This window comes from Aestuariivirga sp., assembly GCF_037139295.1.
In the GTDB taxonomy this organism is placed as follows: domain Bacteria; phylum Pseudomonadota; class Alphaproteobacteria; order Rhizobiales; family Aestuariivirgaceae; genus Aestuariivirga.
Map to the genome: position 1 here is coordinate 1 of NZ_JBAXGR010000093.1, position 11,505 is coordinate 11,505.

Annotated in this window: 11 protein-coding genes and 1 pseudogene; 4 read left to right on the top strand and 8 right to left on the bottom strand. The window is 62.1% G+C overall.

Going from position 1 to position 11,505, the window contains the following annotated elements; all coding sequences use genetic code 11:
• A pseudogene (locus WCJ41_RS17210) lies at positions 1 to 1,850 on the top strand (DNA-directed RNA polymerase subunit beta'); the annotation flags it as partial.
• A gap of 189 nt (positions 1,851 to 2,039) precedes the next feature.
• Here the strand turns inward: WCJ41_RS17210 and WCJ41_RS17215 are convergent.
• The 7 genes from WCJ41_RS17215 to WCJ41_RS17245 all read right to left on the bottom strand — a co-directional run bounded on the left by WCJ41_RS17215 (position 2,040) and on the right by WCJ41_RS17245 (position 8,649).
• Complete coding sequence (locus WCJ41_RS17215) at positions 2,040 to 2,306, bottom strand: hypothetical protein (protein WP_336907067.1); 267 nt, start codon at positions 2,304 to 2,306, stop codon at positions 2,040 to 2,042.
• A 62-nt stretch (positions 2,307 to 2,368) separates the two neighbouring features.
• Positions 2,369 to 2,791 (bottom strand): HIT family protein, encoded by a 423-nt coding sequence (locus WCJ41_RS17220; protein ID WP_336907068.1) that lies wholly within the window; start codon positions 2,789 to 2,791, stop codon positions 2,369 to 2,371.
• Positions 2,792 to 2,804: 13 nt separating this feature from the next.
• Positions 2,805 to 3,944 carry a GNAT family N-acetyltransferase gene (locus WCJ41_RS17225; protein ID WP_336907069.1) on the bottom strand — a complete coding sequence of 380 codons (1,140 nt, stop codon included), beginning with the start codon at positions 3,942 to 3,944 and terminating at the stop codon, positions 2,805 to 2,807.
• Position 3,945: 1 nt separating this feature from the next.
• The gene (locus WCJ41_RS17230; protein ID WP_336907070.1) at positions 3,946 to 4,701 is read right to left on the bottom strand and encodes a glycerophosphodiester phosphodiesterase family protein; all 756 of its coding nucleotides are present in this window, start codon (positions 4,699 to 4,701) and stop codon (positions 3,946 to 3,948) included.
• Positions 4,702 to 4,703: 2 nt separating this feature from the next.
• Positions 4,704 to 5,168 carry a RidA family protein gene (locus tag WCJ41_RS17235; protein WP_336907071.1) on the bottom strand — a complete coding sequence of 155 codons (465 nt, stop codon included), beginning with the start codon at positions 5,166 to 5,168 and terminating at the stop codon, positions 4,704 to 4,706.
• Positions 5,169 to 5,301: 133 nt separating this feature from the next.
• Complete coding sequence (locus WCJ41_RS17240; protein ID WP_336907072.1) at positions 5,302 to 7,533, bottom strand: sulfatase-like hydrolase/transferase; 2,232 nt, start codon at positions 7,531 to 7,533, stop codon at positions 5,302 to 5,304.
• Between the two features lie 132 nt (positions 7,534 to 7,665).
• Positions 7,666 to 8,649 (bottom strand): D-glycerate dehydrogenase, encoded by a 984-nt coding sequence (locus tag WCJ41_RS17245; protein ID WP_336907073.1) that lies wholly within the window; start codon positions 8,647 to 8,649, stop codon positions 7,666 to 7,668.
• Between the two features lie 36 nt (positions 8,650 to 8,685).
• Between WCJ41_RS17245 and WCJ41_RS17250 the strand changes: the two genes are divergently transcribed.
• Genes WCJ41_RS17250 through WCJ41_RS17260 form a run of 3 tightly spaced genes read left to right on the top strand, consistent with a single transcriptional unit; the run spans position 8,686 to position 10,939 of the window.
• Positions 8,686 to 9,531 carry a DUF1849 family protein gene (locus WCJ41_RS17250; RefSeq protein ID WP_336907074.1) on the top strand — a complete coding sequence of 282 codons (846 nt, stop codon included), beginning with the start codon at positions 8,686 to 8,688 and terminating at the stop codon, positions 9,529 to 9,531.
• Between the two features lie 6 nt (positions 9,532 to 9,537).
• Positions 9,538 to 10,233: a VWA domain-containing protein gene (locus WCJ41_RS17255; RefSeq protein WP_336907075.1), complete on the top strand. Its 696-nt coding sequence runs from the start codon at positions 9,538 to 9,540 to the stop codon at positions 10,231 to 10,233.
• 13 nt (positions 10,234 to 10,246) lie between these two features.
• The gene (locus tag WCJ41_RS17260) at positions 10,247 to 10,939 is read left to right on the top strand and encodes a molecular chaperone DnaJ (protein WP_336907076.1); all 693 of its coding nucleotides are present in this window, start codon (positions 10,247 to 10,249) and stop codon (positions 10,937 to 10,939) included.
• Between the two features lie 3 nt (positions 10,940 to 10,942).
• Here the strand turns inward: WCJ41_RS17260 and WCJ41_RS17265 are convergent.
• Positions 10,943 to 11,505 (bottom strand): SPOR domain-containing protein (locus WCJ41_RS17265; RefSeq protein WP_336907077.1); only part of this gene is annotated, 563 nt, incomplete at its 5' end.

The window sequence follows — 11,505 nt, forward strand, 5'->3', positions numbered from 1 at the left end:
CCCACGGCGCCCGCAAGGGCCTCGCCGACACCGCGCTCAAGACCGCGAACTCCGGGTATCTCACCCGCCGTCTCGTGGACGTGGCGCAGGACGCGATCATCTCGGAAGTGGATTGTGGCAGCAAGGCCTACCTCACCACGCGGCCGATTGTTGATGCGGGTGAGATTATCGCCTCGCTCGGCAGCCGTGTGCTGGGCCGCACCGCGGCGCAGGACGTGATCAACCCGGCAACGGGCGAACTCATCGTGGCCGCCGGTAGCGAGATCCTGGAGCCGCATGTCGAGATCATCGAGAAGTCGGGGATCGGAGAGTTGCGTATCCGCTCGGTGCTGACCTGCGAAACCAAGTTCGGTGTTTGCGGGAAGTGCTATGGCCGTGACCTTGCACGCGGCACGCCCGTCAACATGGGCGAAGCCGTGGGTGTCATCGCCGCACAGTCGATTGGCGAGCCGGGCACGCAGCTCACCATGCGTACCTTCCACATCGGCGGCACCGCGCAGGTGCTGAACGATAGCTTCATCGAAGCCAATGCGGACGGCAAGATCGTCATCCGCAACCGCAACTTTGCGAAAGACGGGCAGGGCCGCCTGATGGTCATGGGCCGCAACTCCACGCTCGTCCTCGTTGACGACAACGGCACGGAGCGCGCGGTTCACAAGCTGCTCTACGGCACACGCATGTATGCCGATGAGGGCGACAAGGTGAAGCGCGGCGCGCGCGTTGCCGAGTGGGACCCCTACACCCGCCCGCTGATGACCGAAGTCGACGGCATTGTCGAGTTCGAGGACGTGGTCGAAGGCGTGTCGGTGACCGAGTTGGCAGACGAAGCTACCGGCATTACCAACCGCGTCATCATCGACTGGCGCTCGAACCAGCGCGGTTCAACGCTGAAGCCCGCGATCGTCGTCAAGGGCAAGGACGGCAAGGTGCAGAAGCTCGCCCGTGGCGGCGAAGCCCGCTACCTGCTGTCGGTCGATGCGGTACTCTCGGTTGATCCGGGTGCGAAGGTCACCGCCGGTGACGTGCTCGCCCGTATCCCGCTCGAGAGTGCGAAGACGCGCGACATCACCGGCGGTCTGCCGCGTGTTGCCGAGCTGTTCGAAGCACGTCGCCCCAAGGATCACGCGATCATCGCGGAGATCTCTGGCCGCGTCGAATTCGGCCGCGACTACAAGAACAAGCGCCGCATCCGCATCGTTCCTTCGGAGGAAGGTGTGGAGGCCGTGGAGTATTTGATCCCCAAGGGCAAGCACCTTCCCGTCCAGGAAGGCGACTTCATCGAGAAGGGCGAATACATCATGGACGGCAACCCCGCGCCGCATGACATTCTGGACATCAAGGGCGTGGAGGAGCTCGCCTCCTTCCTCGTCAATGAAATCCAGGAAGTCTATCGTCTGCAGGGCGTGAACATCAACGACAAGCACATCGAGGTGATCGTTCGCCAGATGCTGCAGAAGGTCGAGATCACCGACACCGGCGACTCGACGCTGCTCATGGGCGAACAGGTCGACCGCGAGGAACTGGACCACGAGAACTCCAAGCTGATCGCCGAAGGCATGCGGCCTGCCGCTGGCAAGCCGGTGCTGCTCGGCATCACCAAGGCCTCGCTGCAGACCCGCTCCTTCATCTCGGCGGCTTCGTTCCAGGAAACGACGCGCGTCCTCACCGAAGCCTCGATCATCGGCAAGGTGGATACGCTCGAAGGCCTCAAGGAGAATGTCATCGTGGGCCGCCTCATCCCGGCGGGCACGGGTGGCATGCTCTCGCGCCTGCGCGCTGTTGCTGACAAGCGAGACACGCTCATCCTCGAAGAGCAGGCCAAGGCCTCGGAACTGCCCGCAGCCGAGTAAGGCTGGCGGTAACATCAAAAGCAAAAGGCCCGGTCAATCGACCGGGCCTTTTTCATTCAAGATGCACTCCGTTGAGTTCATCATGCGCGGACTTGATCCGCGCATCCTTTGCAGCGACCACCAAAAAGGATGCCCGGGCCGGGTGTTTGGACCGGGCATGATGTGCAGGGAGAAACCGGAGCCGATACCCTACAGCGGATAGTCCCGTGCGGGCTCGATGCCGCAGGTCTCGATGAACTTTTTCATGTTGTGGACCTCGTCCTTCGACAGCCCGTGGTCCGAGCCGTGGAAGGTTGCGGTATGACCCTTCATTGAGACCATCAGGCGGCCGTGGCCGGAATGGCTGAGCTCCGCGCCCAGTTCCTTGAACACCGGCTCCACCTCATGAAGCTGGATGTTGGACGGCAGCGGATGGCTGAAAAGGCTGTGCAGGACCTTGCGGTGCTTATGATTCATGTCTGTCTCCTCGTTATGGAGCAAGTTTAGCCAGCCGCACCCCGGCGCTGCTTTGATTTCAATCAAGTGCCCAAGGCGGCTCGGAGTTTTGCAGCATGTTGAGCGAGGACAGCATGGTCGGCCATCTTGCCTGTATGGGGCCGGAGCGGCATGCCCTCGTGGCGCGGCAACACGTGGAAGTGGAGGTGGAAAACAGTTTGCCCGGCGGCGGGCTCGTTGAACTGCTGGATCAGCACACCCTCGCTTGCGAAGGCCTGCTTCGCGGCGTTGGCCACTTTCTGGACGGATGCCATGAGCGCTCCCAGCGCCTTCGGATCAGCGTCGAGCAGGTTGCGGGAGGCTGCCTTGGGGATCACCAGCGTGTGTCCATCCGCCTGAGGCATAACATCCATGAAGGCCAACGTATGATCGTCCTCATAGACCTTGTGGCAGGGGATCTCGCCCCTCAGGATCTTGGCGAAGATGTTGTTGGTATCGTAGCTCATCGGTCTCGGCCCTCTAGAAGTCCTGTTCCTGCCGGAACGGCGAATGCGCCGCAAGCGCCTGCTGCTCCCGGTCGACACCGGCACGTTCTGCATCGAGATAGTTGGCAACCGCCCGCTGCAGGCCGGAATGGGCGAGGTAATGCAGGCTGAAAGTCTTTTGCGGCAGGTAGCCCCGCGCCAGTTTGTGGGCCCCTTGCGCACCCGCTTCCACGCGCGCCAGCTTGCGGGAGATGGCGAAGTTGATGGCCTGATAGTAACAGGTCTCGAAATGCAGGTTGTCGTGATACTCCACTGCTCCCCAGTTCCGGCCATAGAGTGCATGCGAGCCAATGAAATTCAGGGCACCCGCAATCAACTTCCCGCCACGCTCCGCTATCACGAGCAGGATGTGCTCACTCATCGCTTCGCCGATCATGCTGAAGAAAGTGCGGTTCAGGTAGGGTGAGCCCCACTTGCGGGCACCTGTGTCCATGTAGAAGTCAAAGAAGGCATCCCAATGCCGCTCCTCGATGTCCTTGCCGGTCAGGGCATGCATGGTGATTCCTGCGTTTGCAACAGAGGCCCGCTCCTTGCGGATGTTCTTGCGCTTCTGCGAGGAGAGCGACGCGAGGAAGCCATCGAAGGTCCCATAGTCACTGTTCATCCAGTGGAACTGGATGTCGGTGCGCTGCAGCCAAAGGGGACCTCCCAATGCCGCCCAGTCCTTTTCCGGCAGGAAGGTGATGTGTACGGAAGAAGCCTCCTCCTGGGTGCACAGCGCAATGAGGCCGGATGCGAGGTCGCGCCGCTGCTCCTCTGTCGCAGCGAAGAGGCGCGGGCCCGTGACGGGCGAGAACGGCACCGACACCTGCATCTTCGGGTAATAACGCCCGCCGGCGCGCTCATAGGCATCAGCCCAGCCGTAGTCGAAAACATACTCGCCCTGTGAGTGGCGCTTGCGGTAGCAGGGCACGATGCCGGTGATCTGGCCGTCCTGCTCCATCACCAGGTGGCGCGGCATCCATCCGGTCTTGGCCACGGCACAGCCTGACTCTTCTACGCAGCGGAAGAAATCATGGCTGACGAGAGGGTTGAACTCGGCACCTTGCGGATTGGCCAGCCGGTCCCAGTCCTCCCGCTTGATCGACTGGGCGCTGGTGACGGCCTTCAGCATGTTACGCGGTAAAGCCTTCGAAGGTGATCTGGTCCGAGCATCGCGTGGCCATTACGGCCTCCTCGGGCGAACGGATCGTCCATGTGATCACCGGCATGCCCGAGGCCCGCAGGGCGGTGATCGGCGCCCATGGCAACTGCCCGTAGTAGAACGACACGAAATCGGGCCTTGTCCGCGCAACATGCGAGAAGGTCCGGAGCTCCATCTGCTTCGCCAGTGGCAGGAACGCGTAATAGGAACCATCAACCCGTTCCGCCACGATGCCACGGATGATCTCCGGCGCAAGACGCCTGACAGCTGCTATGGCATCGGGGTCGAAAGACATGAGGCAGAAGGGGCCGGCATAGCTCGTCAGCAGCGCAACGGCGCGTTCGGCCAGCCGCTCGTCGCCATCCCAGTGCGACTTCAACTCGATCACCAGAGGTACTCGGCCGTCAACCTGTGACAATAGTTCGGCGAGGGTCTGCACCTTGTCCGTCGAGTTGCGAATGACGAGACGCTTCATTTCGGCTGTGGTGAGGTCCTTCACCATGCCGTGGCCCTCGGTAAGGCGCTCGAGGTGCTCGTCGTGGAACACAACAGCCTCGCCATCCTTCGTCAGCTGCAGGTCGCACTCGATGGCATAGTTCCGGGCGATTGCGGCGGCAAAGGCAGAGGCTGTGTTCTCCACCACTCCCTTGCTGAAATCATGCAGACCACGGTGGGCAATAGGCCGCGCAGTGAGGAAGTTCACCGCGGGCTTGTTGGGCGCAGGCATGTTCATTCCACTTCGACGATGGCCTCGACCTCTGTCGAGATGCCAAAGGGAAGCGACGGGGAGGCAACGGCGGAGCGTGCGTGCTTCCCCTTCTCGCCGAACACCTCGACCATCAGGTCGGATGCGCCGTTGATGACCTTCGGGTGGTCCGCGAAGGAGGGCGTTGCATTGACGAAGCCCAGAAGCTTCACGATGCGCTTCACACGGTCAAGGTCGCCACCGCAGGCATCCTTCAGCTGAGCCAGTACGTTAAGAGCGGAAAGCCTGGCCGACTTGATGCCGTCCTCGATCGAGATGGTGTCGCCCAGGGCACCCTGAAGGGTGATCTTTCCGTCGGCAATCGGGCCCTGGCCGGAGATGAAGACGAGGTTGCCCGAACGTACCCAAGGCACGTAGTTGGCAACCGGCTTGGCTGCGACCGGCAGGCTGATGCCCAGTTCCGCCAGGCGCTTGTCGATCTGTCCCATGTTCGTCTCCTGTCAAAAGGGGGGCATGCGCCCCGTGAATGGCCTGAGATTGGCTGTTCAGTGGCCCGGAATCAAGCGCGCCCATGCGGGTGAGGCATGGGCGCGATGTGCATGCCGAACTGCGACGGCGGGATTACTGGTTTTTGCAGTTCAGGCCGAGGTTCGAGACGATGATCTGCCTGTCGGTGTTGTTGGTATAGCCGTCGGTGTTGACGTCGTACCAGCTCGACCCCGAGGTCTTCTTGGCCATCTTCTTGTAGTTGGCCAAGTCGACGAGGTTGACCACACCGTCGTCATTACCGTCTCCCTGGGCAAGGCAATCAGGCTCGGATGCCAACAACGTGTCGAGGTAGTTGGTGAGCTCGTCGTATTTGCTCTGTGCCAGCTGGTTATAGGGCGTGGGAATCATCCGCGCTTCGGTATCGAGAAGTGGTGCATTGGGATTGATCGGGTTTTCCTCACCCACGATGTAGAGCTCGTTTTCCGTGGTCTGCTGGCAACCGGTTGAGCTGCTGGCATCATAATCGTTCCACTGGTTTCGGACAAGCTTGTAGCCGAGCTTGTCGCGCACGGCCATGCTGGTGGTCGGGATAACTGTGCCCGCCACGCCACTATTCTGCACGACGTACTGTTGCACCTGACAGCAGTAGGTGAAGGTCTTGATCGGCATCGACACCGGATTGCCGTCAGCATCTTCCGTTGTGTAGGTGCCTGATCCACCCGGACCAAACCAGGTTCCGCCGTTGTCCTCACAGACACCCTTTGTCACGGGGATCTGCGAGCATGAGGGCGGGCTGGTACCGGCGAACTGGCAGGGGCCGTTTACGCCGCCATTGGCCTGAAGGTTGGGGCCGACGAGATTGAAATCATAGTCTCTCAGGCTGCGTGCTTCGTTATCCGCGAGGTACTGGATCATCGGCACGGAGTCGATGGTGTAGGGATTGTTCTTCCGGACGTCGATACCGGCCACGTTTCCGATCATCTCATAGAGGTCGGCGATGTTGACGAGTCCCTGCACTTCCTTGCCGGTGTTGAGCGGGTTGACGCGGGCGCCGGCGATCACCATCGGTGTCCAGACGCCGGTCTGGTAGGCGGTGCCCTTGGCGCGGGTAGGGTCAAACGGGAGTCGAACCTGTGATCCCAGCGAGCCGTTGTCGTTCACATAGATCACGATGGTGTTTGCCGAAGCCGCCGTGAGCACCAGCCGGTTGCCGACCTGGGTGGCGAGCCCCGTGGCAAGAAGCAGGCGGCCAAACTCATAGTCCATGGTCTGGATCATCTGGTTGGCGACCAGTTCCGCGCCAAGGGTGGTTGTGAGGTCAGCGCCATTGGCGTCCAAGGCATCAGGTGGCAACGTATGGACCGGGGGCACCTGCATCGGGGTGTGAACCGTTGCGGTGGAGATGGTGGCGAACCACGGTTTGCCGCGCTTCTGCTGCTTCTTGATCCAGTCGATCGCAGCATCCGTCTGTTCGATGTTGCGGAAGGTGCGGGCCCGCTTGTCGGTGGGAGGAATGGAAGTGGCCTTGCCGCCGTCACTGATGACGAGCGGCGACACGTAATGCGCCGACAGTGTTTGGAAATTCAAGTAAGACGGCATGCTGGATGAACATGCTGCTTCCGGCACGAAGATGCCACCATCGTCACGACACATGCGGCCTGCCGGGTTCTTGGCACCGGCGAGCGTTGAAAGCGGCTTGCACTTTCCCGCCGGGTCGTAGCAAGAGCCGCTGTCATATCCGCCATTGGCGGAGCCGGGCACATAGCCGTTGGGGTAGAGCCCGTCGCCATTCGCGTCCTTGCCTTCGTCGCCAAGGCCGGCCGTCGTGTCGATTGAAGACGGATCACCCGTCTCGTCGAGCCAGCCGTTGAAATACTGCCAGCCGAGTGCGTTGACCATCTTGAGCCCATAGGGGTTGTTGCCCTGCAGACCGACGTGGAACTTGCCGAACAGCGCCGTGGCATAGCCAGCCTGGGTCATCAGCTTGGGGATCGTCTTCAAATAGGGCGAGGTCATCGAATTCGCGAGATCCGACGGGCCGAGCGCGGCCTGGAGTTCGGTACGGAAGGGATATCGACCCGTGTAAAGCACGCCGCGAGCCGTTGAACAGGCGGGCATGGTCCAGGAATTGCGGAAGGTCAGGCCGGCGGTCTGCAGCGCCTCAAGGTTCGGGGTGGGTGGTGCCGGCAGCGTACTGTTGTAGCCATAGATCTGCAGCTGATCCATGCCGATGTCGTCGGTCAGCAGCATCAGCACGTTGGGCTTCTTGAAGGCCGCCATTGCGGGGGCGGGAAGGGCAGCGATCGCCATGCCTGCCATGAGCAGTGCCGAGGTAAGGATTGTCTTCAAGTGGTTCACGTTCATACTCGCCCTTTCCTGCAATCAATTGCGTAACCCGCAATGAGGCTCAAAGTGTATGATGCGAGTGTGTTTATTTAAAGTGCCTTACTATTTCTCACGGGGGCACTTTCCGCGCCGGCGGTGAAAGGGTGCGTATCAGCCCTTTGTCAGAAGGTCCGTCGGCCGCTCTCCTGCGAAAAATCGGGCAAGATTATCGATGCATTTGTGGCCCATGGCGCTACGGGTGCCGGGTGTGGCGCTGCCGATGTGCGGCAGCAGGAACACGTTTTCGAGGCTCCTGTAGCGTGGGTCGATGTTGGGCTCGCCCTTGAAGACGTCGAGGCCGGCCGCCGCGAGGTGGCCGGAGGACAGCGCGGCGATCAATGCTTCGTCGTCCAAGATGTCACCTCGGGCCGTGTTGATCACGATCGCGCCCTTTGGCAGCAACGCCAGGGCTGGGGCATTGACCATGCCGCGCGTGTCCGGCGTCGAGGCACAGTTGATCGACAGAAAATCACAGTGGGGCAGCATGTCGGCAAAACTGGCATGAAAGGTGGCGCCAAGCCCATCCTCTGCCGCGACCGCGCTTCTGGAATGATAGTGGATACCCATGCCGAAGGCCCGGGCACGCTTGGCCACGGCCTGGCCGATCCGGCCCATGCCGAGGATGCCGAGGCGCTGGCCGCTCATGTCATGCCCTAGGGGGGTGAGCAGCGTGGTTTCGCCCCAGCGGTTCTCCCGCACCATGCGGTCGCCCCAGGAGGCGCCACGGGCGGCGCCGAGCATCAGCAGCAGCGCGATGTCAGCCGTCGCGTCGGTCAGGACGCCGGGGGTATTGGTCACGGCGATGCCCTTCGCCTCGGCCTGCGGGATCGACAGATGGTCATAGCCCACCGAATGCGTGGCGATCATCCGGATCGAAGGCGGCAGGGAGGGGATGAACTCTCGCCCCAGCTTGTCGAAGGAGGTGAGCAGCAAACCGTCGTGGTGGGCCGCCTTGTAGAGGATTTCGTCTTTCGGCATGGGCCGGTCATCGGGGTTCAGGGTTGCCTGGAAGAGCGTGGCAATCCGCCGCTCCACATCCGGCATCATCTTGCGGGTCACCAGAATGCGTGGTTTTTCTGGCCCTGCTTGCGCCATCTTTGCCTCTTGTTGTCCGATGATTATGTTGGTCTGATGCGGCATAGCACCACCCCGCCGGAGGAGAAGCAATTGAAAACCGTCCTGCCCGTCTTGTCCCTTCTGCTTCTGGTCAGCGGCGCTGAGGCCGCATCCGTGGCGCCCCACCGGGCGATCTACGACCTGACGCTGCTTCGGGCCAACGAGGGCGCTTCCTTGCAGTCGGCCTCCGGCAAGCTGGCCTTCGAGATCGACGGCTCGAGCTGCGACGGCTACACGGTCAATTTTCGCATGGCCACCAAGTACCACCAGCCGGACGGCGGCGTCAGTGTGATCGACACCCTTTCGACAACCTATGAGAATGGCGCCGCAACGGCGCTACGCCATCAGTTCAAGGAAAGCGTGAACGGCAAGGTGCGCGACAGTGACAGCATCAAGGTGTCTCGCGAGACGGCTGAAGCTGAAGGCAAGGGCGAAATGAAGAGCAAGCCTTCCGAGCCCTTCACCGTTCCCTCCGGGGCCGCCCTGCCGATGCAGCACCAGCTGAAACTCATGGCGCTCAGTGAAGCCGGAGGCGGTCGCGATTCCAGCATCGTCTTCGACGGCTCAGACGGCGCCAAGTCATTCCGCGCGATTTCCTTCGTGGGCAAGCAGAGGCCGCCGGGCAGCGTTGCACGCGATTCCGGGAATGCTGCCGCTGCAGCCCTGAAGGGCGTGAGTTCCTTCCCGCTGACGGTCAGCTATTACAATCTCGATGGCAACGCCGAGATGCCGGAATACCAGGTGAGCTTCGACATGTATGACAATGGTGTCGCAACCGGTCTGGTGCTCGACTATGGCGACTTCGCCCTGTCCGGGACGCTCACCGACCTCACGTTCCTCGACAAACCCAGCTGCCCCTGACGCCGCATGTCGAATATCAAGCGTCATGATGGCGCGGACGACGTCGAAGCCTTCCTGGCCCGCGTCCGCGACATGCCCGTTCCAGCTCCCTCCGGTGCACGCGGGCGCCTGGTGCTTGCCATGGATGCCACCATGAGTCGCCAGCGAAGCTGGGACATGGCCTTGAACATCCAGGGAGACATGTTCGCGGAGGCCGGCCGTGTCGGCGGGCTTGACGTGCAACTCGTCTATTTCCGCGGTCACGGGGAATGCCGCGCCTCGAAGTGGACGCCCGATACGGCGGTTCTCGCCCGCCTCATGGCGGGCATCCGCTGCATGGGCGGGCGCACCCAGATCGGCCGCGTGCTGAAGCACATCAGGGGCGAGGCCGCACAGGGCAAGGTCAATGCCTGCATCTACATCGGTGATGCGCTCGAGGAGCCGATCGACGAGCTGGCTCAGCTGGCAGGTGAGATCGGGCTGCTCGGCATCCCTTTGTTCATGTTCCAGGAAGGTCGCGATGCGTCAGCAGAGGCCGGCTTCCGGGAGATTGCGCGGCTGACGCGCGGCGCCTATTTCCGCTTCGGCAGCGACGCTGCAAAAATCCTTCGTGAGCTGCTGGCCGCGGTTGCCGTATATGCCGCAGGAGGCTATTCCGCACTCGAAAATCACTCGGCTCAGCGCGGTGGTGCGGCTGCGTTGCTGCTGAGCCAGATGAAGTGACGGACCGCAAGCCATGAATTTCATCCTCGGCCTCGTCATCGTGGTGGGTGGCTGGTACCTCATCAAGTCCTTCGCCAATGCCCAGCCCGCGCAGGTGCGTGGTTTGATCCGCAAGCTCGGCGGCGTCGCCGTCATGGCATTCGGCGTCTTCATGATGTTGAAAGGCGAGATCAACGTCGCGATCCCACTCTTCATGTTGGGGCTCGGGTTGATGGGCCAGCAGGCGATGTTCCCCAATGGCATGCCGTGGCAGCGCAAGACGCCGGGGCAGGCCTCCAGGGTGTCGACAAGTCTGATCGCGATGCAGCTCGACCATGATACCGGCCGCATGGATGGCAACATCCTTGCCGGGTCACTGAAGGGTCGGAAGCTGTCGAGTCTCACGCTCGTCGAGGCGCAAGCGCTGCACGCTCAGTGCGCCGCTGCAACAGATCAAAGCCGGGCGCTGTTCGAAGCCTGGATCGAGCGCACGCATCCGGAATGGCGCGCCCAGTGGAACAGCGGAGCAGGGCGCGCGGCGGCGACAACGTCTCAGAAGATGACGCGGGCTGAAGCCCTCGCCATTCTCGGGCTCAAGGAAGGCGCCACGCCTGATGATATTCGTGCAGCGCACCGCCGCCTGATGAAGACGGCGCATCCCGATCTCGGCGGTTCGGACTACCTTGCGGCCAAGATCAATGAGGCCAAGGAATTCCTGTTGTCCTGAGCGTTACGATGGGCCCTGTGGCCTGCACGGCGCCTTCTGCTTCTTGATCGCCTTGCAGGCGACTGCAGCTGAGGACTCGTCAAATCCGGTAAAGCGGGCGCGGTAGGTGACCTTACCGTTCTTTTCCACCATCACCGTCTGGGCGGTGCGACCACTGAGCAGGTCGGGTGAGCGCTTGCGGGTCATCTGGAGCACCGCGGCAGCATCGGACTTGGTGGCGTATTCTCCGAGCGAGATGGTCCAGCCCGCATCACTGCCGGCGGCGATCGATGCCATCTGCGCCTGGTCGGCGAGTTGCTGTGCCTGAGTCTTCTCCTGGAAGGGCACGGCAGCCGGCGCCTCGGCAACCGTCTGATCAGGCATCGGCTGCGGAACGGTTTCAACCTGGGGGCTGGGCTCTTCCGCCTTGGTCGTGGTTCCGGTTGTTGCGGGCACTTCGGTGGCCGGGGCGGCTGCCTGCGCGGCGAGGTTCGCCATGCTATCCGCGCTGTCTTCCGTATCGCCCTGTTCGGTTGGCTGCTGTTCGTCGCTGGCCGTCACCTGGTCTTCCTGGGCCTTGCTCTTGC

What these genes read in the sequence shown, in the direction of transcription:
- WCJ41_RS17245 (WP_336907073.1), bottom strand. Translation starts at nt 8,649, where the DNA reads ATGGCGCAAGCAGGGCCAGAAAAACCACGCATTCTGGTGACCCGCAAG.
- WCJ41_RS17255 (WP_336907075.1), top strand. Translation starts at nt 9,538, where the DNA reads ATGTCGAATATCAAGCGTCATGATGGCGCGGACGACGTCGAAGCCTTC.
- WCJ41_RS17235 (WP_336907071.1), bottom strand. Translation starts at nt 5,168, where the DNA reads ATGGGACAGATCGACAAGCGCCTGGCGGAACTGGGCATCAGCCTGCCG.
- WCJ41_RS17250 (WP_336907074.1), top strand. Translation starts at nt 8,686, where the DNA reads ATGCGGCATAGCACCACCCCGCCGGAGGAGAAGCAATTGAAAACCGTC.
- WCJ41_RS17230 (WP_336907070.1), bottom strand. Translation starts at nt 4,701, where the DNA reads ATGCCTGCGCCCAACAAGCCCGCGGTGAACTTCCTCACTGCGCGGCCT.
- WCJ41_RS17225 (WP_336907069.1), bottom strand. Translation starts at nt 3,944, where the DNA reads ATGCTGAAGGCCGTCACCAGCGCCCAGTCGATCAAGCGGGAGGACTGG.
- WCJ41_RS17215 (WP_336907067.1), bottom strand. Translation starts at nt 2,306, where the DNA reads ATGAATCATAAGCACCGCAAGGTCCTGCACAGCCTTTTCAGCCATCCG.
- WCJ41_RS17240 (WP_336907072.1), bottom strand. Translation starts at nt 7,533, where the DNA reads ATGAACGTGAACCACTTGAAGACAATCCTTACCTCGGCACTGCTCATG.
- WCJ41_RS17260 (WP_336907076.1), top strand. Translation starts at nt 10,247, where the DNA reads ATGAATTTCATCCTCGGCCTCGTCATCGTGGTGGGTGGCTGGTACCTC.
- WCJ41_RS17220 (WP_336907068.1), bottom strand. Translation starts at nt 2,791, where the DNA reads ATGAGCTACGATACCAACAACATCTTCGCCAAGATCCTGAGGGGCGAG.